Below are 22,946 nucleotides of genomic sequence, written 5' to 3'. Positions count from 1 at the left end.
CAGGCGTCGGCCGGCGGGCGGCAGTCGATGGACCGACTGCCGCATCCGTCACCAGCCCGGCGGCGGCTGGGACGGGGGCGGCGGGCCGAAGACGCCGGGCCGCGGATAGCCGTACCCCTGCCCATAGCCCTGGTGGGGCTGGGCGGGGGCGTCCGCGGTGCCCCGCCGGGCCAGCACGATGAGCACCACCGCTCCGGCGACGACTTCGAAGAACCAGGTCAGTACGGTGAGTTGCTCCTCGGCCGGCAGATCGCCGAAGTGATCGAGGAAGTCGTAGTGCACGGCGCGGGCCAGTCCCAGCACGCCGGCGGACAGCAGCGCACCGGCCGCGATCATGCCGAACGGCCGCGCGTGCACGGCCCGGCAGAGCGCGCTCGTCCCCGCGTACAGACAGAGCAGCGCGACGAGCGCACTGCTCCAGCCCGGCGGAGGGTCGGTCAGCGCCTGCATCGCCCGGTTCCCGCCCAGGTACCAGTCGGGGTAGATCTCGGGGAACCGCACGGCCTGGCGGATCTCCCAGGCGATCACGACCGCTCCGGCGGCTCCCAGCAGCAGAAAGGCGGTCACCCCGGCGCCCTGGCCCGGACGGCCCGGGGTGGCCTCGGAGAAGTCGCGCGGCGGTCTGCGCCCGGCCCCCGCGGTGATGATCAGCGCGATGCCCGCCGCGAGGGCCACGAAGGCACAGACGAGGGCGCGGGTGCGGAGGTCGTCGGAGTACGCGGCGGCCGTCCGGGACTCACCGATGTTCCAGAGTCCGGGGAGCCGCATGGCGAGGGTGACCACTCCGGTGGCGACCAGCACGGTTCCGGCCACCGAGGACCGCAGGGCCACGACGGCGGCGACCACATACGCCACGAGCAGCATCACGTCGTCGGCCGAGGTGGTGGGCGGCACGGTCGGCCGCATCTCGTAGTAGCCCGCCCAGTACTTCCACAACCGCCCCGGATCGTCGACGGCCTGGAGATCCCGTACGAGCCAGCCCGCGACGACCACCGCGAGCAGGGCACAGAGGACGGCGCCGGTGATCCTTGCTCCGCGCGTGAGTATCACACGAGCGATACTCCCCCGGCCGCCGCCCGCCGGACAAGAGGGTCGCCCGGACGGTGCCTGAACGGGCAACCGGCCGGGGGGACTTGACGGCCCCCCGGCCGGTTCACGGCACCCGCACGGCCGTACGACGACCATCGTGGCGCGTTCGTGTGTCGGAGGTGGGACGGCCGAGTTGCCCACGCGTCAACGCGTCCGCGGTCAGACGGCCCGGCTGCTCCCGGACGGCGAAGGCCCGTCCTCCTGCCCCACGGCGCCCGAGGAGCCCGCCTCGCCCTCCTTCTCCGCCGCGTCGGCCTCCCCCGGCAGTTCCTCCGGCGACTCTCCCGGCAGCTCCCCCGGCGCCTCCGGCAGCCCCTCCGGCGGCACCACCTGCTTCTCCTCCGCGAAGTGGCACGCCGAGTCGTGCTTGGCCGGGGTGTCCGTCAGCCGGAAGACCGCCGGAACCGCCAGCAGCGGCACCTCCAGTTCGCACCGCTCCTGCGCCTTCCAGCAGCGGGTGCGGAAACGGCACCCAGAGGGCGGGTTGGCGGGAGAGGGGACGTCGCCGTACAGGATGATCCGCTCCCGGTGCTCGCGCGCCATCGGGTCCGGCACCGGGACGGCGGACAGCAGCGCCTGGGTGTACGGATGCGTGGGGTGGTCGTAGATCTGCTCGTCGGTGCCGATCTCGACGATCCGGCCCAGGTACATCACGCCGACCCGGTCGGAGATGTGCCGGACGATCGACAGGTCGTGCGCGATGAAGACATAACTCAGTCCGAACTCGGCCTGGAGCCGGTCCAGCAGGTTGACGACCTGCGCCTGCACGGAGACGTCGAGGGCGGAGACGGGTTCGTCGGCGACGATGATCTCGGGGTTCAGGGCCAGACCGCGGGCGATGCCGATGCGCTGGCGCTGGCCGCCGGAGAACTGGTGCGGATAGCGGTTGATGTACTCCGGGTTGAGCCCGACGACGTCCAGCAGGTCCTGGACCCTGCGGCGCCGGTCGCCCTTCGGGGCCACCTCGGAGTGGATCTCGTACGGCTCCCCGATGATGTCGCCGACGGTCATCCGCGGGTTGAGCGAGGTGTACGGGTCCTGGAACACCATCTGGATGTTGCGGCGCACGGCCTTCAGCGCGCGCCCCGACAGCTTGGTGATGTCCTCGCCCTTGTACTTGATCGCACCGGCCGTCGGCTGCTCCAGATGGACCAGCATCCTGGCCACGGTCGACTTGCCGCAGCCCGACTCCCCCACGATGCCGAGCGTCTCGCCCGCCGCCAGGTCGAAGGAGACCCCGTCGACCGCCTTGACGGCGCCGATCTGCTTCTTGATCAGGATGCCCTGGGTCAGCGGGTAGTACTTGACGAGATCGCGGACCTCCAGAATGGGTTCGCCGCCCGCGCGGGTGCTCCCCGGTTCAGCGTGCATCGAGCGTCTCCTTCCAGAAATAGCAGGCGCTCTCGCGGTTTTCGGCCACCTCGAACAGCGGCGGTACCTCACCCCGGCAGATCTCCTGGGCCATCGGGCAGCGCGGATGGAAGGCGCAGCCGGGCGGGATGTGCAGCAGGTTGGGCGGCAGGCCCTTGATCGCGTACAGCTCCTGGCCCTTCTGGTCCAGGCGCGGGATCGACTGGAGCAGGCCCTTGGTGTACGGGTGGGCGGGTGCCCGGTAGATCTCGTGGACAGGGGCGGTCTCGACGATCCGGCCCGCGTACATCACGGCGATGTAGTCGGCGACGTCCGCGACCACGCCGAGGTCGTGGGTGATCAGGATCAGGCCCATGTTCAGTTCGCGCTGGAGCTCGGCGAGCAGGTCCATCACCTGGGCCTGGACGGTCACGTCGAGGGCCGTGGTGGGTTCGTCGGCGATGATCAGCGAGGGTTCCAGCGCCATCGCCATCGCGATCATGATGCGCTGGCGCATGCCGCCGGAGAACTGGTGCGGATAGTTCCCGACGCGTTCCTTCGCGGCCGGGATGCGGACCCGGTCCATCAGTTCGACGGCCTTCCGCTTGGCGTCCTTGTGGGACATTCCGCGGTGCACGACGAACATCTCGCCGAGCTGCTCCCCCACGCTGAGCACGGGGTTGAGGGAGGAGAGGGCGTCCTGGAAGATCATGGCCATCTCCTGGCCGCGGATCTTCCGGCGCTCGTCCTTCTTCATCTTCAGCAGATCGCGGTCCTTGAAGAGGATCTCGCCGCCGCTGATCTTCCCGGGGGGCATGTCGAGGATGCCCATGACGGCCTGTGCGGTGACCGACTTGCCGGAGCCGGATTCGCCGAGGACGGCCAGCGTCTCGCCCTCGGCCACCGAGCAGTCGACCCCGTTGACGGCTTTGGCCACCCCGTCGCGGGTATGGAACTCCACGTGCAGATCGCGCACTTCGAGCAACATCGCAGCGGGCTCCTCAGCGCAGCTTGGGATCGAGGGCGTCGCGCACCGCGTCGCCGAGCATGATGAACGCGAGCACGGTGATCGCCAGCGCTCCGGCGGGCCAGAGCAGCATGTGCGGGGCGTTGCGGATGTACTGGGACGCGGCGGAGATGTCGATGCCCCAGGAGACGGCCGGCGGTTTCAGGCCGACGCCGAGGAACGAGAGGGTCGCCTCCAGCGAGATGTACGTACCGAGCGCGATGGTCGCGACGACGATCACCGGCGCGACGGCGTTCGGGGTGATGTGGCGCAGCAGCATCCGCGTGTGGGAGGCGCCGAGCGCGCGTGCCGCCTGTACGTAGTCGTTCTGTTTGGTGGTGATCACGGAGCCCCGGGCGATGCGGGCGATCTGCGGCCAGCCCAGCAGCACGATGAAGCCGATCACCGGCCAGACGGTGGAGCTGGTGACGACGGAGAGGAAGACCAGGCCGCCGAGGACGACGGGGATGCCGAAGAAGACATCGGTGAGGCGGGAGAGCACGGAGTCCCACCAGCCGCCGAAGAATCCGGCCAGGCCGCCGAGGAAGCCGCCGAGCAGGGTGACGCCCAGGGTGGCGCAGACGCCGACGGTGACGGAGTTCCTGGCGCCGTAGACGGTACGGGTGTAGACGTCGCAGCCCTGTCCGTCGAAGCCGAAGGGGTGGCCGGGCTGGGAGCCCTCCTGGGCCTTGCCCAGGTTGCAGTTCAGGGGGTCCTGGTCGGCGATCAGCGACGGCCAGATCGAGATGATCACCAGGAAGAGGATGATCAGGGCGGAGATGATGAAGACCGGGTTGCGGCGCAGGTCCCGCCAGGCGTCGGACCACAGACTGCGCGGCTTCTCGGCGGGGCCGGTGCCCTCGGGGCCGCCCGGCGTCTTCTCGAGGGTCGCGCCCTTCTCCAGGGCAAGGTCCATGACGCCTCCCGCGCCGGCCGGTGAGATCGCCTCGTCCGGTGTCTGCTCAGGCATAGCGGATCCTCGGGTCGAGTACGGCGTACAGCAGGTCGACGATCAGGTTCGCCGCCAGGAACACGAGGACCAGAATGGTGACGAACCCGACGACGGTCTGGGAGTTCTGACGCAGGATGCCCTGGTAGAGCTGGTAGCCGACGCCATGGATGTTGAAGATCCGCTCCGTGACGATCGCTCCGCCCATCAGGGCGCCCACGTCCGTACCGATGAAGGTGACGACGGGGATCAGCGAGTTGCGCAGCAGATGCCGGATGACGACGCGGCGCCTGGGCAGTCCCTTGGCGACGGCGGTACGGACGTAGTCGGCGCGGGCGTTCTCGGCGATCGAGGTCCGGGTGAGGCGGGTGACGTACGCCAGGGAGACCGAGGCGAGGACGAGTCCCGGGACGAGGAGTTCGTTGAAGGGCGCCTCCGGGGAGACGGACGGCTTGATGACGCCCCACTCCACTCCGAGGAGGAGCTGGAGCAGCAGACCGGTGACGAAGGTCGGGACGGAGATGACGACCAGGGTGAGGATGAGCACGGTGGTGTCGACGGGGCGGCCCCGGCGCAGACCGGTGACGACGCCGAAGCTGATGCCGATGACGACTTCGAAGACGATCGCGACGACGGTGAGCCGGATGGTGACGGGGAAGGCGCCGGCCATCAGCTCGGTGACCTTCTGCCCGTTGAACGCGGTGCCGAAGTCGCCGGTGAAGACGTTGCCCATGTAGGTGGCGTATTGCTGCCAGACCGGCTTGTCGAGGCCGAATTCCGAGCGGAGTCGGGCTGCGGTCGCCGGATCGCACTGGCGTTCGCCGCAGAGGCCCGCGATGGGGTCGCCCATCACGTTCACCATGAGGAAGATCAACAGCGTGGCGCCGAAGAAGACCGGGATCATCTGCAGCAGCCGCCGGATCACATAACGTCCCATGAAGGGCTCCGGGGGTCGTGGGGGCGGAGGCTCGGGCTGGGGAGTGACGCGTCGAGGGGACGAGGAAGCCGGGTGGCCGGTGCGTTCGTTCCCGGCACCGGCCACCCGGCCTCAACGGGTCACTTGACCTTGATCCGCTCGTACACCGGGACGCTGAACTGGTTCAGCGACACCTTGGTGACCCGGTCCGAGTACCCGGCGCTGCCGTTCTGGTACCAGAGCGGGATGACGGGCATCTGCTCGACCAGGACCTTCTCCGCGTCCTGGAAGGTCGAGACGGCCTTGGCCTTGTCGGACTCGGCGTTGGCCTTGTTGACGAGGCCGTCGAACTTCTTGCTGCTCCACTTGCCGTCGTTGGACGAGGCGTCGGTGTAGTACACCGGCTGCAGGAAGTTCTGGATCAGCGGGTAGTCCATCTGCCAGCCGGCCCGCCAGGCGCCGGTCAGCTTCTGATGGGAGACCTGGCTGCGGAAGTCGGCGAAGGTGCCGACCGGGCCGCCGACGCACGCCTTGTTGTTGCCCATCACCTTGTTGATGCTGTTGCAGACGGCGTCGACCCACTCCTTGTGGGAGCCGGTGTCCGCGTTGTACGAGATCTTGAGCTGGCTCCCGGGGATGCCGCCGCCCTCCTGGATCAGCTTCTTGGCGTTCGCCGCGTTGTACTCGCAGGGCGCGCCGCACAGCCCCTTCTTGAAGCCGCCCTCCGCGCCGAGGACCGGGGAGGTCCAGTCGGAGGCAGGGGTGCGGGTCTTCCGGAAGATCTGGCTGGTGATCTGTTCGCGGTTGATCGCCATCGACAGGCCCTGGCGGACCTTGATGCCGCCGGGGGTGTCCCACTTCTTCTCGTAGAAGGGGAAGGCGATGGTCTGGATGATGCCGGCCGGGGTGTTGATGTACCGGTCGCCGAGATCCGCCTTGACGTTCTTCAGCTGCGAGGCGGGTACGTCGTCGACGAGGTCGAGGTTGCCGGCCGTCAGATCGGTGTAGGCGGTGTTGTTGTCGGTGTAGACCTTGAGGTCGATGCCACCGTTCTGCGCCTTGTCGTCCCCGGGGTACTCGTCCCACTTGCGCAGGTTCATCGACGAGCCCTTGGTGTACGTGTCGATGGCGTACGGACCGTTGCCGATCGGCTTGGACAGCCAGGCGGCGTGGTCGGTGAAGAAGGCCTTGGGCAGCGGGGCGAAGGCCGGGTAGCCGAGGGTGTCGGGCCACAGCGAGAACTTCTGCGCCAGCTTGACCATGAAGGTCTTGTCGTTGACGAGCTTGAGGCCGGCGAGCGTGTTCGCGGAAGCGCTGCCGGTGGCCGGGTGGACCTTGTCGTATCCGTCGATGTAACCGAAGAAGTACGCGTTCTTCTGATTGTTCTTCAGCAGGGCGCCGTAATTCCAGGCGTCCACGAACGACTTCGCGGTGATCTTCTCGCCGTTGCTGAAGGTCCAGCCGTCCTTCACGGTGACCGTGAAGTTCTGGTTGTCCTTGGTGTCGATCTTCTCGGCGAGCATGTTCGTGGCCGCGCCGGTCTTCGGGTCGTACCTCTTGAGCCCCCGGAAGATCATGTCGAGGACCTTGCCGCCCTGCACCTCGTTGGTGTTCGCGGGCTCCAGCGGGTTCTGCGGGTCGCCCCAGGAGGAACTCACGATTCCGTTGGCCCCACCGCCACCGCCACCACCGCCGCTGCCGCCCCCGCCGCCACATGCCGTCGCCGCCAGGGCGACGGCCACCGCGCATGCGGCCCACTTGGCCTGTGTGGCTCCGCGCATGGAGTGCCTCCTCGTAGTTCTCCGTCTCACTTGGAGTCAAATATCACCCCATAGCTGAAATTACGCACATTTACTCCACCTATTCGGGCGCGTCGCGAGAGCTGACATGGACTTGACATACAAAACAGCAGCCGGTGGGCCGTCCAGTACAAGTAGCCCGTCGCGAGCGGACACCGACGTACCGTCATAGGTGCGCGAGACAGCGGCCCCCGGCCGCGCCCGCCCGGGACGGCAAAAGGCCCGGAACCTTGACAGGTTCCGGGCCTTCCGTGTCACACGTGACGTCCTACGAAGCCGCGCCGACGATGTCCTTCTCCTCGGCGAAGTGGCATGCCGACTCGTGCGCGGCCGGTGTGTCCGAGCTCCTGAAGCGCTCAGGGACCGCCAGCAGCGGCATCTCCGTGGCGCACTTGTCCTCGGCCTTCCAGCAGCGCGTGCGGAAGCGGCAGCCCGAGGGCGGGTTCGCCGGCGAGGGGACCTCACCGGTGAGGATGATCCGCTCGCGGCCCTCGCGGGCCTCCGGGTCGGGGACCGGGACCGCCGACAGCAGCGCCTGGGTGTAGGGGTGCGTCGGGTGGTCGTAGATCTCCGTGTCCGTACCGATCTCGGCCATCTTGCCGAGGTACATGACACCGACCCGGTCGGAGATGTGCCGGACGATCGACAGGTCGTGCGCGATAAAGAGGTAGGACAGGTTGAACTCGTCCTGGAGCTTCTCCATCAGGTTGATGACCTGCGCCTGCACCGACACGTCGAGCGCGGAGACCGGCTCGTCGCAGATGATGATCTCCGGGTTGAGCGCGAGGCCGCGGGCGATGCCGATGCGCTGGCGCTGGCCGCCGGAGAACTGGTGCGGGTACCGGTTGATGTACTCCGGGTTGAGCCCGACGACGTCCAGCAGCTCCTGGACCCTGCGGCGCCGGTCGCCCTTCGGCGCCACCTCCGGGTGGATCTCGTACGGCTCCCCGATGATGTCGCCCACCGTCATACGGGGGTTGAGGGAGGTGTACGGGTCCTGGAACACCATCTGGATGTTGCGGCGGACGGCCTTGAGGGCCTTGCCGGACAGCTTGGTGATGTCCTGGCCCTTGTAGAAGACCTCGCCGGAGGTGGCGGTCTCCAGGAGCATCAGGAGCTTGGCGACCGTGGACTTGCCACAGCCGGACTCACCCACGATGCCGAGCGTCTCGCCCTGGTACAGGTCGAAGGAGATCCCGTCGACGGCCTTGACCGCGCCGATCTGCTTCTTGAACAGGATGCCCTGGGTCAGCGGGAAGTGCTTGACCAGGTTGCGCACCTGCAGGATCGGCTCCCCGCGGTCCACCTTCGCTTCGAGGGCGGCCACGGCCTCCGCCTCCGTGGCGGCGTCGACCGTCTCCACCTCGGTGACGTTGGGGAGGGCGTCGTCCACGGCGGCGTCCTTCTTGCTGGGCTCAGCCATGGATCTGCTCCTTCCAGAAGTGGCAGGCGCTGCCGCGGCCGACCAGCTCGGTGCCGTCCGGCTCGGTCACCGGCAGCAGGGCCGGGACGTCGGTGCGGCAGATGTCCTGCGCCTTGGGGCAGCGCGGGTTGAAGGCGCAACCGGAGGGCGTCTTCAACAGGTTGGGCGGCAGGCCCTTGATCGCGTAGAGCTCGTGGCCCTTCTGGTCGAGCCGCGGGATCGAGTCGAGCAGGCCGCGGGTGTACGGGTGCGCGGGGCGCTTGTACAGCTCGTGGATCGGGGACTGCTCGACGATCCGGCCCGCGTACATGACCGCGATCTTGTCCGCGACGTCGGCGACGACGCCGAGGTCGTGGGTGATCAGAATCAGGCCCATGTTGTACTCGCGCTGAAGGTCCGCCAGCAGTTCCATGACCTGCGCCTGGACCGTCACGTCGAGCGCCGTGGTGGGCTCGTCCGCGATGATCAGGTCGGGCTCCAGGGCCAGCGCCATGGCGATCATGATGCGCTGGCGCATACCGCCGGAGAACTGGTGCGGGTAGTCGTTGACCCGGCTCCTGGCGGCCGGGATCTTCACCCGGTCCATCAGCTCGATGGCCTTGGCCTTGGCGTCCTTCTTGGACATGCCCTGGTGGACCCGGAACATCTCGCTCAGCTGGTTGCCGACCGAGTAGACCGGGTTCAGCGCGGAGAGCGCGTCCTGGAAGATCATCGCCATCTTCGGGCCGCGCAGCTTGCGCCGCTCGCTCTCCGGGAGCTGGAGGATGTCCTGCCCCTTGAAGAGGATCTCGCCCTTGGCGACCCGCCCGGGGGGCGAGTCGAGGATGCCCATGATCGCCTGCGCGGTCACGGACTTGCCGGAGCCGGACTCGCCGAGCACGGCGAGCGTCTCACCGGCCCGGACATCGTAGTTGACGCCGTTGACGGCCTTGACGATGCCCTCGCGGGTCTTGAACTCGACGTGCAGGTCGCGCACTTCGAGCACAGGGGTCTCGGTGTCGCCGGAGCGCTGGTTCGGCACTTCCGCGGTGACGTGTGAAGTAGTCATAGTGGTGCCGCCCTCTCAGCGCAGCTTCGGGTCAAGGGCGTCACGCAGCCCGTCGCCGACGAAAACGAAACCAAGGACCGTGAGGACCACGGCGATCGACGGGTAGACCCACAGGTAGTCCTTGACCCCGAGGAAATCGCGGGCCGAGGCCAGCATGTTGCCCCACTCGGCGACTTCGGGACTGACACCGACGCCCAGGAAGGACAGCGCCGCCTCCGCCACGATCGCGCTGCCGACACTGAAGGCGGCGTACGCCATCACCGCGGCGATGGAGTTGGGAATGATGTGCCGGATGATGATCCGCGAGGTGCTGGCGCCCAGAGCGCGGGCGGCGAGCACGAAGTCGGCCTCGCGGACCGACAGGATCGAGCTGCGCAGCAGTCGGGAGACCGTCGGCCAGGTGAAGATTCCCAGCGAGATGATCACCGGGGCGACGCCGCGGCCCATCGCGATGATGATGACGATGGCGCCGATCAGCAGCGGGAAGGCGAAGAAGACGTCCGCGATGCGCATCAGCACCGAGTCGGTGGCCTTGCCGAAGTACCCGGCGAGGGAGCCGACGATCATGCCGATCAGGCACGCCAGGAAAATCGAGGCGAGACCGATCACCACGGCGATGCGGGCGCCGTAGATGATGCGCGACAGCTGGTCGCGGCCGAGCGCGTCGGTACCGAGCAGGTGCCCGTTGCCCGGCGACTGCAGGGTGTTGTTGAGGTCCTGCGCCAGCGGGTCGAACGGCGCGAGCAGCGGTGCGAACGCGGCGGTCAGGAACAGCAGGCCGACCAGCACCAGGCCGACCACGGCCAGCTTGTTGGCCAGGAAGCGGTGGCGGATCTCGCCCCACTGGGTGACGCGAGCGATCGCCGGCTCGGCCTCGGCCGGAGCGGCCGCCTTCTGAGCGGTCCCCGCCTCCGCTGTGCTCTTGGTGAGCTCAGTCATGGGTGTGACTCCTAGAACGGGCTGCCTGGGATCAGGCGAGACGGATGCGCGGGTCGAGGACCGCGTACAAGAGGTCGACGATCAGGTTGAGCAGAACGAACACGGCGACACCGAAGGTCACCACGCCGATGATGATCGGGTTGTTCTGCTGCTGAACCGCCTGGACCAGCGCCAGCCCGATGCCGTCCCAGTTGAAGATCGCCTCGGTGATGAGCGCACCACCGAGCAGGCCGCCGAAGGAGATGCCCAGGTAGGTGACGACCGGGATGATCGAGTTGCGCATCACATGCTTGACGAGCACCGTCCGCCGGGGCAGACCCTTGGCGACGGCCGTCTTGACGTAGTCGGCCCGCAGCACCTCGAGCATGGTGCCGCGCATGAGTCTCGCCACCAGTGCCGCGTCGAGGATCGCCAGTGTGAAGGCGGGCAGGATCAGGGAGTTGAAGGAGCCGTCGGAGATCAATGGGAACCACTGGAGGTCCACCACGAAGAACTTCTGCAGCACCATGCCGATGATGAAGGAGGGGAATCCGACGGCCAGCGTGGTCAGCAGAGTGATCAACACGTCCCAGAACGAATATCTGAACAACGCGGCAATCAGACCGGCGAAGACGCCGATCGCGATGTCGATGAGGATGGCCGTGACAGCCAGCTCGGCGGTGTTCGCGAGCTTCGGCTTCAGGATCTCGGTCACCGGGCGGCGCTGGGTGAAGTCCTCACCGAGGTCGCCCTTGGCCAGGTTCTGGACGAAGTGGCCGTACTGCACCGGCAGCGGGTCATCGAGACCGTAGCGCTCCCGGAGTTGGGCCACGACGGCCGGGTCGCGAGCCTTGTCGCCACCGAGCGAACCCACGGGGTCGCCGGGCAGGATGAACAGGCAGCAGAAGAGAACAACGGTCGCACCGAAGAGGACGACGATCATCTGCCCGAGCCGGCGGATCACATATCTGCCCACGATGCCTCCTTCACATACTGAGCGTGGGGTGGGCGGCGTCATCCGATCGGGAGAGCGGCCGCTGCCGGGCGCTGGTAGGGGGTGCGCCCGGGACGGAGCGAAGGCCGTGGAAACCGAAGAAGTTACTCCGACTCCACGGCCTTCGCCTACCTACTGCAGGAGGCTCTTACTTGGCAGAGATCTCTGCGAGAGTCGGGTCCTCGAAGAAGTCCATCTTGATGTTGTCGAACTTCTTGTTGTTCACCAGACGGTACCCACTGCGCTGCCACAGCGGAATGACACCCTGGTCGGTGTCGATGGCGATCTTCTCGGCCTGCTTGTACAGGTCGGCACGCTTGGTGGCGTCCTTCTCGGAGCGGGCCTGGTCGAGCAGCTTGTCGAACGCCGGGTTCGAGTGGCGGCCACGGTTGTCGCCCTGCGCCTTGCCGGTCGCCTTGTCCTCACCGATGCCGGCGGTGCTCAGCAGCGGGGAGAGGAAGTTGTCCGCGGTCGGGTAGTCGGCGGTCCACGCGGAACGCCACAGACCGTTGGCGCTCTTCTCCTGCTGAGCGGCCAGGGCCTCCTTGAACGGCTTGCCGTCCAGCTTGACCTTGACGCCGAGGACGTCCTTCAGCTGAGCCGCGATGGCCTGCACCCACTCCTCGTGGCCGGCGCCGGTGTTGTAGCCGAAGTTGATGGTCGTACCCGGCTTCAGGCCGCCCTTCGCGGCGAGCTCCTTGGCCTTGGCCTTGTCCTGCTTCAGGCAGGAGGTGCAGACACCGGCCTGGTAGGTGTCGGCGAAGGACGGCGGGAGGAACGCGGTGGCCGGCTTCATCATGCCCTGGAAGACGGACTTGGCGATGGCCTCGCGGTCGATCGCGTACGAGATCGCCTTGCGCGCGTCGGCGTTGTCCAGCGGCTTGGACTGGTTGAACGCGACCAGGTAGTTGATGCCGGAGAACTCGGCCGAGTACCACTGGCCCTGCGGCTCGTACTTGGCCTTGGCGACCGGGAGCTGCGGGGTGGGCATACGGGCGTAGTCGAACTGGCCCGACTGGAAGCCCGTGTACTCGAGCTGGGCGCCGTTGGCCGGGTTCAGGATCTTGAACTCGACCTTGTCCAGCTTGGCCTTGGTCAGGCCGTAGTCGTCGTTGCGGACGAGGGTGATCGAGCCGTTGTGCTGCCAGGAGCCCTGCATCTTGAAGGCGCCGTTGCCGATCGGGGCGTCGTTGAACGACTTGTTGTCACCGGCGCCGGCGACCTTCGGGACCGGGCTGAAGGCCGCGTGGGCGGTCTTCTTGTCGAACTCGAAGTCCGGCTCGGTCAGCTCGACCTTGAGGGTGTTGGCGTCCGGAGCGGACAGGCCTGCGAACGTGTCGCTCTTGCCGCCCTTCAGGTCGTCGTAGCCCTTGATGCCGGCCATGTGGTACGAGACGTCGGAGGCCGAGGCCTTCGCGGCGACACGGGTCCAGCCGCGGATGAACGACTCGGCGTCGACGACCTCACCGTTGGTGAACTTCGTGCCGGCCTTGATCTTGAACGTCCAGGACTTGCCGTCCTCGGACGTGCCGGACTCGGCGAGCTTCGGGATGAGCTTGCCGTCCGTGGAGACGTCGTACAGCTGGGCGAAGAGAGCCCGGGCGACGACCATGCCCTCGGACTCCTGGGCGTTCACCGGGTCGATGGAGACCGGCTCGGTGATGCCGAGACGGAACGTGCCGCCGCCTGCCCCCTTACCGGCGTTGTCCTTCTTGCCGTCGTCCCCGCCACCACAAGCGGTCGCAGCCAGGGCGATGATTGCCGCTCCCGCGACCCACTTGGCGCTCTTGGCACCACGCATGGGTTTCCTCCTCATGAGTCCACTGATCTACAAGAAGGGTCTTGGCCGTTCGCCGACACCCCTGACGGCAATGACACCCAAGTACCCGAGTGTGCTCGTGAGTCGGCACTCCCCACAGTGCGTGACCCATTGACCCGAGCTCATCGAGCCAACTATTAAGTACGGCGGGGCTGTAAACCACACTTAAAGGGTCTCGTTTTGACAACATCAATCGCACGCGTAGACCCGAAATACGGACAAAGCGATCCCAGACAGACACCCCCGAAACGGACCGTTAATACATGTTCCGGAGAGCGACACCCGATAATCGGACGCTCAGCTCACAAATACGTGTTGCGCATCCGAGGGGCGGCACGCTCACGTCACCGGCCGCGGAAGCACGGAAGCGCCCCGCCGTCCGCGTGCGCGCGGACAACGGGACACCTGCTCGACCGACCTGCCGGCGAGAGTCTTGGGCGCACTGACCCCCCGCTTTCACGTCCTGGGCGGCGACGCATATCCCGCACCTGGAGTCTACCCGCGTAGAGCCGGTACCGGCCCTTCTTTGCGAGCTGATCCGTCACCATGATGCCCTTGGCCGTGGTGCGGCCCTCGGCGTGCGTATAGCTGCCCTCGACATGTGCGTCGAGGCTTCGCGAGCACCTTGCCCACCGAGAAGCCCGCTGACGCTCCGCCGGCGACGGCCCCGGTGGCGGCCCCGGTGGCGGTCAGCGTCTTCTTGTGGGTGACGGTGCGGCTGTACGTCCTCTTGCCGCCCGGCATGAATCGCTGATTTCGGACGGAGCCTCATCACAAAGGCCCGGCCTCCCGCACGGTGTGCGGGAGGCCGGGCCTCAGGTGAACGGGCGCGGGTGCGCGGGTCAGCGCTTGGCGCGCGAAGCGGCGCGGCCGCGCTCCTTCTGATCCAGGACGACCTTGCGGATACGGACCGTCTCCGGGGTCACCTCGATGCACTCGTCGTCGCGGCAGAACTCCAGCGACTGCTCGAGCGACAGCTTGCGGGCGGGCACCACGTTCTCCGTGGTGTCCGCGGAAGCCGCACGCATGTTGGTGAGCTTCTTCTCCTTGGTGATGTTCACGTCCATGTCGTCGGCGCGCGAGTTCTCGCCGATGATCATGCCCTCGTAGACCTCGGTGGTGGCCTCGGTGAAGATGACACCGCGCTCCTGGAGGTTGACCATCGCGAACGGCGTCACGACGCCCGCGCGGTCCGCCACCAGCGAGCCGTTGTGACGGGTGCGCAGGTCGCCGAACCACGGCTCGTGGCCCTCGAAGAGGGAGTGCGCGATGCCCGTGCCACGGGTCTGGGTCAGGAACTCCGTACGGAAGCCGATGAGCCCGCGGGACGGGACGATCCACTCCATGCGGACCCAGCCCGAACCGTGGTTCGTCATCGTCTCCATGCGGCCCTTACGCGTCGCCATGAGCTGCGTGATGGCGCCGAGGTGCTCCTCCGGCGAGTCGATCGTCATGCGCTCGATCGGCTCGTGCGTCTTGCCGTCGACCTGCTTGGTGACCACCTGCGGCTTGCCGACGGTGAGCTCGAAGCCCTCCCGGCGCATGGTCTCGATGAGGATGGCCAGGGCGAGCTCACCGCGGCCCTGGACCTCCCAGGCGTCGGGGCGCTCGGTGTCCAGGACACGGAGCGAGACGTTACCGACGAGCTCCCGGTCCAGACGGTCCTTGATCTGCCGGGCGGTGACCTTGTGGCCCTTGCCGCCCTTGCCGACCAGCGGCGAGGTGTTCGCACCGATGGTCATCGAGATGGCCGGCTCGTCGACCGTGATCAGCGGCAGCGCGATCGGGTTCTCGGGGTCGGCCAGGGTCTCGCCGATCATGATGTCCGGGATACCGGCGATCGCGCAGATGTCGCCCGGACCGGCCTTCTCGGCGGGCTTACGGGTGAGCGCCTCGGTCATCATCAGCTCGGTGATGCGCACGTTGGACATCGTGCCGTCGCGCTTGATCCACGCAACGGTCTGGCCCTTGCGCAGCTCGCCCTGCTCGACACGGCACAGCGCGATACGGCCGAGGAAGTTGTCGGCGTCCAGGTTGGTGACGTGGGCCTGGAGGGGCGCGTCCTCGTCGTACTCCGGGGCCGGGACCGCGGAGAGGATCGTGCTGAAGAACGGCTCCAGGCTGTCGCTGTCCGGCGGGACGGTGCCGTCCTCCGGCTTGGTCAGCGAGGCGACGCCGTCACGGGCACAGGCGTAGACGATCGGGAACTCGATCTGGTCCTCGTCGGCGTCCAGGTCCAGGAAGAGGTCGTACGTCTCGTCGATGACCTCGGCGATCCGGGAGTCCGGACGGTCCGTCTTGTTGATGCAGAGGATGACCGGCAGCTTGGCCGTCAGCGCCTTGCGGAGCACGAACCGGGTCTGCGGCAGCGGGCCCTCGGAGGCGTCGACCAGCAGCACGACCGCGTCCACCATCGACAGGCCTCGCTCGACCTCACCGCCGAAGTCGGCGTGGCCGGGGGTGTCGATGATGTTGATCGTGATGACGTCGCCGCCATCCTTGGGGTGGTACTTCACGGCCGTGTTCTTGGCCAGGATCGTGATGCCCTTCTCACGCTCCAGGTCGTTCGAGTCCATCATGCGTTCGTCGAGGTTCTCGGCGGCGTGCGCGGCAAAGGCGCCGGCCTGCCTGAGCATGGCGTCGACCAGCGTGGTCTTGCCGTGGTCGACGTGGGCGACGATGGCTACGTTACGGATGTCGTGGCGCGTGGGCATTGGGTGGCTTGCGCTTCTCTCGGATCGTGGGATCAGGCGTCTCAGTCGCTCTCGGGTCCTCGTACGCCCGCCGGGCGGACGCGCCACGGCTACCCCCCATGGTACGGGGCTGGCGCGTCGGGGGCTTCCCGGCCCGATCCGCGAGACCGCTCTTCAACCACTCTTCAACCGGAATTCGGCAGTCCTTACCTCGGTACCCGCCTCGGTGTCCGGACTGCGCGGGGTGGGTGCGCAGGGTGTGAAAAGGGGCTGCCGAGGGCGGGAAAAAGGGGGATGCGGAGGGATCCGTGGGGGGATCCGTGGGGCTCCGCAAGGTCCCGTGGGGGGGCGTGTGGGGGCAATCGGCTCGGGTCCGGGTTGTATCCGACCTTGCCCGCCGGGGAGTCCGGCGGGCAAGGGACTTGAGCCAGTTCTGAGCTTCCGGTGCCGTTCTGACCTGCTACTTCTTCTTGCCTGCCGGGGCTCCGGCGGCCTGCGGCTTCTTGAAGCCGATGTCCTGGTAGTGGGGTGCCCCGAAGCCGAAGGCGCCGACGTTCGCCAGCTTTCTGTTCGTCGCCACGAGCTGCGGGCGCTGGTAAAGCGGAATCGATCCGGCGGCGGCCCAGATCCGGGCGTCCGCCTGCTTCATCAGATCCCGGGCGGCCCCCTCGTCGAGCTCCGCGGCCGCCTGGTCGAAGAGCTGGTCGATGTGGTCCGTACCGACGCGGGTGTAGTTCTGCTCGACCAGCAGCGAGCCGTCGGTGGCGGGTACCGGCTTGGCGAAGATCGGGCGGTCGTCGGTCGCCGGGTAGGCAGTGGCGGGCCAGGAGTACAGGGCCAGGTCGTAGTCGCCGGAGGCGATGTGGTCCTTGAAGTAGCTGTCGTCGGCGACCTTGGTGATCGACGTACCGATGCCGATCGAATCGAGCATCGCCGAGATCTTGTCCCCGACGGCACGCAGCGGCTCCGAGCCGGGACCGGACGGCAGGACGAAGCGCAGGGTCAGCGTCTTGCCGTCCTTGCCGAGCGGGCCGCGGCGAGCGTCGGGGGCCTGGGCGGGGGCCGCGGTGCCCGCGGGGGCGTACGCACCGGTGGCGCCGCCCGGCCGCTGGTCCTGGCCGGTGACCTGGGCGGGAGCGTCCTCGGAGGTGCCGGTCCCGGCCAGGCGTCCGGCCTGGCGCAGCAGGGCGGCGCTGTGGAACGCGGCGGCGGAGGCGGGGGCGAGGACCTGGGGGGCGTTGCGCGACCCGGCGCGGTCACCGGACCTGTTGTCACCGGGCTTGTTGTCGTCGGGCTTGCTCCCGCTGTCGGTGTCGGTGACCGGCTTGTCGTCGTCGGGCTTGCCCTGCTTCTCGGGCGTGGCCGCCTTGTCGTCCTTGTCACCCTTCCCGGCGGCGGCGTCCTTGTCCTTCGCTCCCTTCTTCCCGGCCTCGCTGCCCGCCTTGGTGCCGTCCGGCTTCTTGACCGCGCCCTCCCGCGTCCAGCCCGCGTCGGCCAGCAGCGCCCGCGCCTCGTCGGTGTTGTGCCCGCCGAGTGCGCCGCTGCTGTCCTTGTACGCCGGCTGCCCGGCCAGGGCCACGTGGCTGCCGAGCGGTGTGGCGGGCAGGCCGAGGGGTTTGAGTACGGCGTCGACGAGCTCCTGGCGGTTCAGGGCCCGGGCGACCGCCCGGCGTACCCGGTCGTCGGCGAGCGGCCCGGACTCGCCGTTCATCGCGAGCTGGGTGTAGGCGGGCTCCAGCGACTTGCGGACCACGTACGCGCGCAGCTTGCCCTGCTCGGCCGCGTACGCCTCGGCGGCTGCCCGGTTCTTCTCCCTGGCCGCCTGCGCGGTCGCCGCCGCCTTCTCGTCCGAGCCGTGTGCCTCGGCCCAGGAGCGCAGTGCGGCGGCCGGGCCGGTCCCGGAGCCGGGGCCCTGGGCCAGCGGCTGCCCGTTCCCGCCCTTGTCGCGGCCCGCCTGCACGATGCGGTGCGCCGCCGCGGCGTCGATGTCCGCGACGTCGACCTTCCCCTCGGTCAGCGCCTGCGTGCGGTCCTGCGGCTTGACGGCCCGGAAGACCAGCGTGTCGAGCTTGGCCGGGCTCCCCCACCAGCGCGGATTGCGCTCCAGGGTGACCTCGCCGGTCTTCGGGTCCACGCCGCGCAGCCGGAACGGTCCCGCAGTGGCCTTGAGGGTGGTCCGCGCGCCGTCGTTGAAGGCGCCCGGGGTGCCGGTCACCTCCTTCGGGTACAGCGGGGAGAAGAGCGAGCGCCAGTCCGCGTACGGCTTGGCGAAGGTGACCCGTACCTCCTGCGCGTCGGCGCCGCGCTCGATCTTCTCGATCCGCTCGTAGCCGGCGTTGCGGGCGGTCCAGTACGCCGAGTCCTTGCCGTTCAGTGCCCGCCACTGGGCGACGAAGTCCGACGCCTCGACCGCCCGGCCGTCGCTCCACACCGCCCGCTGGTTGAGCCGGTAGAGCACCACCTGCCTGGGCTCGCGCTCGACCACCTTCGCGGACTTCAGATAGTCCGGGTCGAGCCGGGGCCTGCCCCGGGCGTCCAGCGGGAAGAGCGTCGGCAGCAGGGCACCGGTGATGCGGGTGGTGGAGCCGTCGGCGTCGGCCTGGAAGGCGTTGAGGGTGGCGGGCACGGCGTCGATCGCCCAGGTGGCCGTTCCGCCCGCCGCGACCGTGTTCCGGGCCGCGACCGCGATGTCCTGCGGGGCTGCGGCGGCGGTGGTGCCGCTGTCGTCGGAGGTGCAGCCGGCCAGCACGGGGAGCGTCAGCACACCCGTCGTGAGGAGCGCGAGCGAGCGGCGCTTTCGGGCCGTCCCCCGCGGGACGCCGACGTGGGACATGGCTGATACCTCCGAGGCCGGCCCGGCCCACCCGCACCGGGGCGGACCGGATTGTGATTTTTAGTGACATATGCAGTTGATCACACCGATTCCGTCCCTCCACTGAAGGCGCACCCGCGCGAGAGGCGGCGCAGACACGGCGCAGCGCCTCTCGAACCTCACCCGTGCGGCGGAGCGGGCCCGGGAGACCGGAAGGGCCCGCACCCTTCCCAACGGGGGTGTGACGCGCGACACTCTCAGGCGCATGAACATGACCAACCGCGACCGCGGAAGTGAGAGCAAGTCATGTCACTGCACGAAGAATTGACGGTCGTTCAGCACTGTCTCGACGACCTGGTCCGCACCGTCGGCCGGCTGGAGCGGAGTCTCGCGCGGCTGCGCGCGACGGAAGCCGGGCCGGCGCCGCTCGAAGCCGCCGACCGCACCGGCCCCGTCGACGGCGTCATCACGATCAGCGAAACGCCGTACGACGCCACCCTGTGGACGGACTCGGACGACGAAGGTCTGGGCGTCCGGGGCCGGCACGCCCCCTAGGAGAGTTCCTTGGCCACCGGTACGGAAACAGGAACAGGTACGCAACCACCTCACCCGAAGGGCGCGGCGGGCGTCCACCACGCCTCCCGGGCCGCCATCACCGCCCGCCACCTGCGCACCGACCGCTGGTGGCTGGCTCCCGCGACGACCACCGGGGGGCTCCTCGCCTTCATCGTCTACTCGACGTGGCGGGCCTTCTCGAACGCCGACTACTACGCCGCCCCCTATGTGTCGCCGTTCTACTCGCCCTGCCTGGCGGAGAACTGCGCCCCCATGCGGCACGGCCCGAACTGGGAACTCTTCGGCAACTGGTGGGGCCTCTCCCCCGCACTGCTGATCCTGATCTTCCCGCTCGGCTTCCGGCTGACCTGCTACTACTACCGCAAGGCCTACTACCGGGGCTTCTGGGCATCGCCCCCGGCCTGCGCGGTCGCCGAGCCGCACACCACGTACACCGGCGAGACCCGCTTCCCGCTGATCATGCAGAACATCCACCGGTATTTCTTCTACGCCGCGGTGCCGGTCGCCGGGATCCTCACGTACGACACCGTGCTCTCCTTCCGCGACGAGCACTATGCCTGGGGCCACATGGGCCTCGGCTCGCTGATCTTCCTGGCCAACATCACCCTGATCTGGGCGTACACGCTGTCCTGCCACTCCTGCCGCCACATCATCGGCGGCCGGCTGCGGCACTTCTCCAAGCACCCCGTGCGCTACCGGCTGTGGGGCTGGGTGGGCCGGCTGAACGCCCGGCACATGCTGCTCGCCTGGGCCTCCCTGATCAGCGTGGCGCTCGCCGACTTCTATGTCTATCTCGTCGCCTCCGGCGCCTTCGACGATCCGAGGTTCTTCTGAATGACAGAGCTCGAACGGCAACAGTGGGACGTCGTCGTGGTCGGTGCCGGAGGCGCCGGGCTGCGCGCCGCCATCGAGGCGCGGGAGCGCGGGGCCCGTACCGCGGTCATCTGCAAATCGCTCTTCGGCAAGGCGCACACGGTCATGGCGGAGGGCGGAATCGCCGCGTCCATGGGCAATGTGAACTCCGGGGACAACTGGCAGGTGCACTTCCGCGACACCATGCGCGGCGGGAAGTTCCTCAACCAGTGGCGGATGGCGGAGCTGCATGCCAAGGAGGCACCCGACCGGGTCTGGGAGCTGGAGACCTGGGGTGCGCTCTTCGACCGTACGCCGGAGGGGAAGATCTCCCAGCGCAACTTCGGCGGCCATGAGTACCCGCGGCTCGCGCACGTCGGGGACCGTACCGGCCTCGAACTGATCCGCACCCTCCAGCAGAAGATCGTCTCGCTGCAACAGGAGGACTACCGCGAACACGGCGACTACGAAGCCCGGTTGAAGGTCTTCCAGGAGTGCACCGTCACCCGCGTCCTCAAGGATGGGCAACAGGTCTCCGGCACCTTCTGCTACGAGCGCGAGTCCGGCCGCTTCTTCGTGCTCGAAGCCCCCGCGGTCGTCCTCGCCACCGGCGGCATCGGCAAATCCTTCAAGGTGACGTCGAACTCCTGGGAGTACACCGGCGACGGCCACGCCCTCGCCCTGCTGGCGGGCGCACCGCTGCTGAACATGGAGTTCGTGCAGTTCCATCCGACCGGCATGGTCTGGCCGCCGTCCGTGAAGGGCATCCTCGTCACCGAGTCGGTGCGCGGGGACGGCGGGGTGCTGCGCAACTCCGAGGGCAAGCGGTTCATGTTCGGCTACGTCCCCGATGTGTTCAAGGAGAAGTACGCGCAGTCGGAGGAGGAGGGCGACCGCTGGTACGAGGACCCGGACCACAACCGCCGCCCGCCCGAGCTGCTGCCGCGCGACGAGGTCGCCCGGGCCATCAACTCCGAGGTGAAGGCGGGCCGGGGCTCACCGCACGGCGGGGTGTTCCTGGACGTGTCGACCCGGATGCCCGCGGAGGCGATCCGGCGCCGGCTGCCCTCGATGTACCACCAGTTCAAGGAGCTGGCGGACGTCGACATCACGGCGGAGGCGATGGAGGTCGGCCCGACCTGTCACTACGTGATGGGCGGGATCGCCGTCGACTCCGACACCGCGGCCGCCGCGGCCGTGCCCGGACTGTACGCGGCGGGCGAGGTCGCGGGCGGCATGCACGGCTCCAACCGGCTCGGCGGGAACTCCCTCTCCGATCTGCTGGTCTTCGGGCGGCGGGCCGGGCTGCACGCCGCCGAGTACGCGAACGCCATCGGTACCCCGCCGGTGGTGGACGAGGAGCAGATCGACGCGGCGGCGGCGGAGGCCCTGCGTCCGTTCAGCGCCGGGGAGCCGGGTGCGGCCGAGGGACCGGTCACGGCCGAGGGGCCCGAGGAGCCCGCGGAGAATCCGTACACCCTCCACCAGGAACTCCAGCAGACGATGAACGACCTGGTCGGCATCATCCGGCGGGCGCCCGAGATGGAACAGGCCCTGGAGAAGCTGGCCACGCTGCGGGTACGGGCCCGGCGCGCCGCCGTCGAGGGGCACCGGCAGTTCAACCCCGGCTGGCACCTCGCCCTGGACCTGCGGAACATGCTGCTGGTCAGCGAGTGCGTCGCCCGGGCCGCACTGGAGCGCACGGAGAGCCGGGGCGGCCACACCCGCGAGGACTGCCCGACGATGGAACGTTCCTGGCGCCCGGCCAATCTGCTGTGCCGGCTGGCCGACGAGGCCACCGAAGGCGCGTCGGGCGGCCGGATCGAACTCGTACGGAAGACGACCGAACCCATCCGTCCGGATCTGCTCTCCCTCTTCGAGAAGGAGGAGCTGGTCAAGTACCTGGCCGAAGAGGAGCTGTACGAGTGAGCAGCTACAAGGCGCAGTTCAGGGTGTGGCGCGGGGACCCGGACGGCGGTGACCTGGAGGACTTCGAGGTCGAGGTGAACGACGGCGAGGTCGTCCTCGACATCATCCACCGGATCCAGTCCACCCAGGCGGGCGATCTGGCGGTGCGCTGGAACTGCAAGGCGGGCAAGTGCGGTTCGTGCAGCGCGGAGATCAACGGCAGGCCGCGGCTGATGTGCATGACACGCATGTCGGTGTTCGGCCGCGAGGAGACGATCACCGTCACCCCGCTGCGGGCCTTCCCGGTCGTCCGCGATCTGGTGACGGATGTGACGTTCAACTACGCCAAGGCACGGGAAGTGCCCGCCTTCGTACCCCCGAAGGGGGTGAAGGCGGGCGACTACCGGATGCAGCAGGTCGACGTGGACCGCTCGCAGGAGTTCCGCAAGTGCATCGAGTGCTTCCTGTGCCAGGACACCTGCCATGTGGTGCGCGACCACGAGGAGAACAAGGCGGCGTTCGCCGGACCGCGCTTCCTGATGCGGATCGCCGAGCTGGACATGCACCCCCTGGACGCCGCCGCCGAGTCGGGACTCGACCGGAAGGCCACGGCCCAGGAGGAGCACGGGCTCGGCTACTGCAACATCACGAAGTGCTGTACCGAGGTGTGCCCCGAACACATCAAGATCACTGACAATGCGCTGATCCCCCTGAAGGAACGGGCCGTGGACCGCACATACGACCCGCTGGTGTGGCTGGGGAACAAGATCCGACGACGGGAGACTCCCTGATCC

The 22,946-nt window shown here is 68.3% G+C and carries 17 protein-coding genes; 4 read left to right on the top strand and 13 right to left on the bottom strand.

Annotation, left to right across the window (positions count from 1 at the left end):
• Window positions 1-48 precede the first annotated feature (48 nt).
• The 13 genes from ACFVV1_RS01685 to ACFVV1_RS01625 form a co-directional block, all read right to left on the bottom strand.
• Window positions 49-1,050, bottom strand: coding sequence for a hypothetical protein (locus ACFVV1_RS01685; RefSeq protein WP_389982857.1), 1,002 nt, complete (start codon window positions 1,048-1,050; stop codon window positions 49-51).
• A 198-nt stretch (window positions 1,051-1,248) separates the two neighbouring features.
• Window positions 1,249-2,460 (bottom strand): ABC transporter ATP-binding protein, encoded by a 1,212-nt coding sequence (locus ACFVV1_RS01680; RefSeq protein WP_389982854.1) that lies wholly within the window; start codon window positions 2,458-2,460, stop codon window positions 1,249-1,251.
• Window positions 2,450-3,427, bottom strand: coding sequence for an ABC transporter ATP-binding protein (locus tag ACFVV1_RS01675; protein ID WP_389982852.1), 978 nt, complete (start codon window positions 3,425-3,427; stop codon window positions 2,450-2,452). The genes ACFVV1_RS01680 and ACFVV1_RS01675 overlap by 11 nt, the downstream gene beginning before the upstream one ends.
• A gap of 13 nt (window positions 3,428-3,440) precedes the next feature.
• Window positions 3,441-4,415 (bottom strand): ABC transporter permease, encoded by a 975-nt coding sequence (locus ACFVV1_RS01670; protein WP_389982849.1) that lies wholly within the window; start codon window positions 4,413-4,415, stop codon window positions 3,441-3,443.
• Window positions 4,408-5,331, bottom strand: a complete 924-nt coding sequence (locus ACFVV1_RS01665; protein WP_389982846.1) for an ABC transporter permease — start codon at window positions 5,329-5,331, stop codon at window positions 4,408-4,410. The genes ACFVV1_RS01670 and ACFVV1_RS01665 overlap by 8 nt, the downstream gene beginning before the upstream one ends.
• Before the next feature lie 119 nt (window positions 5,332-5,450).
• Complete coding sequence (locus ACFVV1_RS01660; RefSeq protein WP_389982843.1) at window positions 5,451-7,091, bottom strand: ABC transporter substrate-binding protein; 1,641 nt, start codon at window positions 7,089-7,091, stop codon at window positions 5,451-5,453.
• Between the two features lie 286 nt (window positions 7,092-7,377).
• Window positions 7,378-8,532 carry an ABC transporter ATP-binding protein gene (locus ACFVV1_RS01655; RefSeq protein ID WP_389982840.1) on the bottom strand — a complete coding sequence of 385 codons (1,155 nt, stop codon included), beginning with the start codon at window positions 8,530-8,532 and terminating at the stop codon, window positions 7,378-7,380.
• Window positions 8,525-9,580, bottom strand: a complete 1,056-nt coding sequence (locus ACFVV1_RS01650; RefSeq protein WP_389982837.1) for an ABC transporter ATP-binding protein — start codon at window positions 9,578-9,580, stop codon at window positions 8,525-8,527. Before ACFVV1_RS01650 ends, ACFVV1_RS01655 begins: the two co-directional genes overlap by 8 nt.
• Window positions 9,581-9,595: 15 nt before the next feature.
• Window positions 9,596-10,519, bottom strand: a complete 924-nt coding sequence (locus tag ACFVV1_RS01645) for an ABC transporter permease (protein WP_389982834.1) — start codon at window positions 10,517-10,519, stop codon at window positions 9,596-9,598.
• Window positions 10,520-10,550: 31 nt separating this feature from the next.
• Entirely contained in the window at window positions 10,551-11,474 is a 924-nt protein-coding gene (locus tag ACFVV1_RS01640) for an ABC transporter permease (protein ID WP_389982831.1), read from the bottom strand.
• Between the two features lie 166 nt (window positions 11,475-11,640).
• Window positions 11,641-13,293, bottom strand: a complete 1,653-nt coding sequence (locus tag ACFVV1_RS01635; RefSeq protein ID WP_389982828.1) for an ABC transporter substrate-binding protein — start codon at window positions 13,291-13,293, stop codon at window positions 11,641-11,643.
• Between the two features lie 860 nt (window positions 13,294-14,153).
• On the bottom strand, window positions 14,154-16,025 hold the full coding sequence (typA, locus tag ACFVV1_RS01630) for a translational GTPase TypA (protein WP_389982825.1): 1,872 nt from the start codon (window positions 16,023-16,025) through the stop codon (window positions 14,154-14,156).
• Window positions 16,026-16,464: 439 nt separating this feature from the next.
• Window positions 16,465-18,837: an ABC transporter family substrate-binding protein gene (locus ACFVV1_RS01625; RefSeq protein WP_389982822.1), complete on the bottom strand. Its 2,373-nt coding sequence runs from the start codon at window positions 18,835-18,837 to the stop codon at window positions 16,465-16,467.
• Window positions 18,838-19,122: 285 nt separating this feature from the next.
• On the opposite strand from ACFVV1_RS01625, the gene ACFVV1_RS01620 reads away from it, so the two are divergent.
• The 4 genes from ACFVV1_RS01620 to ACFVV1_RS01605 are packed head-to-tail and all read left to right on the top strand — an operon-like array spanning window position 19,123 to window position 22,943.
• Window positions 19,123-19,371: a hypothetical protein gene (locus tag ACFVV1_RS01620; protein WP_389982819.1), complete on the top strand. Its 249-nt coding sequence runs from the start codon at window positions 19,123-19,125 to the stop codon at window positions 19,369-19,371.
• Window positions 19,372-19,380: 9 nt separating this feature from the next.
• Window positions 19,381-20,226: a hypothetical protein gene (locus ACFVV1_RS01615; RefSeq protein WP_389982816.1), complete on the top strand. Its 846-nt coding sequence runs from the start codon at window positions 19,381-19,383 to the stop codon at window positions 20,224-20,226.
• Window positions 20,227-22,173 carry a fumarate reductase/succinate dehydrogenase flavoprotein subunit gene (locus ACFVV1_RS01610; protein WP_389982813.1) on the top strand — a complete coding sequence of 649 codons (1,947 nt, stop codon included), beginning with the start codon at window positions 20,227-20,229 and terminating at the stop codon, window positions 22,171-22,173.
• A complete protein-coding gene (locus tag ACFVV1_RS01605; RefSeq protein WP_389982810.1) occupies window positions 22,170-22,943 on the top strand; it encodes a succinate dehydrogenase/fumarate reductase iron-sulfur subunit in 774 nt (257 codons plus the stop codon). Before ACFVV1_RS01610 ends, ACFVV1_RS01605 begins: the two co-directional genes overlap by 4 nt.
• Window positions 22,944-22,946: the final 3 nt, after the last annotated feature.

The sequence above is a fragment of the Streptomyces sp. NPDC058092 genome, from assembly GCF_042884935.1.
Classification (GTDB): domain Bacteria; phylum Actinomycetota; class Actinomycetes; order Streptomycetales; family Streptomycetaceae; genus Streptomyces.
This window is presented reverse-complemented; position numbering and strand designations above follow the sequence as displayed.

Excerpts from the sequence above, each read along its gene's own strand:
- typA (WP_389982825.1), bottom strand. The coding sequence starts at position 16,025 with ATGCCCACGCGCCACGACATCCGTAACGTAGCCATCGTCGCCCACGTC.
- ACFVV1_RS01665 (WP_389982846.1), bottom strand. The coding sequence starts at position 5,331 with ATGGGACGTTATGTGATCCGGCGGCTGCTGCAGATGATCCCGGTCTTC.
- ACFVV1_RS01660 (WP_389982843.1), bottom strand. The coding sequence starts at position 7,091 with ATGCGCGGAGCCACACAGGCCAAGTGGGCCGCATGCGCGGTGGCCGTC.
- ACFVV1_RS01680 (WP_389982854.1), bottom strand. The coding sequence starts at position 2,460 with ATGCACGCTGAACCGGGGAGCACCCGCGCGGGCGGCGAACCCATTCTG.
- ACFVV1_RS01670 (WP_389982849.1), bottom strand. The coding sequence starts at position 4,415 with ATGCCTGAGCAGACACCGGACGAGGCGATCTCACCGGCCGGCGCGGGA.
- ACFVV1_RS01655 (WP_389982840.1), bottom strand. The coding sequence starts at position 8,532 with ATGGCTGAGCCCAGCAAGAAGGACGCCGCCGTGGACGACGCCCTCCCC.
- ACFVV1_RS01675 (WP_389982852.1), bottom strand. The coding sequence starts at position 3,427 with ATGTTGCTCGAAGTGCGCGATCTGCACGTGGAGTTCCATACCCGCGAC.
- ACFVV1_RS01635 (WP_389982828.1), bottom strand. The coding sequence starts at position 13,293 with ATGCGTGGTGCCAAGAGCGCCAAGTGGGTCGCGGGAGCGGCAATCATC.
- ACFVV1_RS01610 (WP_389982813.1), top strand. The coding sequence starts at position 20,227 with ATGACAGAGCTCGAACGGCAACAGTGGGACGTCGTCGTGGTCGGTGCC.
- ACFVV1_RS01625 (WP_389982822.1), bottom strand. The coding sequence starts at position 18,837 with ATGTCCCACGTCGGCGTCCCGCGGGGGACGGCCCGAAAGCGCCGCTCG.
- ACFVV1_RS01620 (WP_389982819.1), top strand. The coding sequence starts at position 19,123 with ATGTCACTGCACGAAGAATTGACGGTCGTTCAGCACTGTCTCGACGAC.
- ACFVV1_RS01650 (WP_389982837.1), bottom strand. The coding sequence starts at position 9,580 with ATGACTACTTCACACGTCACCGCGGAAGTGCCGAACCAGCGCTCCGGC.
- ACFVV1_RS01645 (WP_389982834.1), bottom strand. The coding sequence starts at position 10,519 with ATGACTGAGCTCACCAAGAGCACAGCGGAGGCGGGGACCGCTCAGAAG.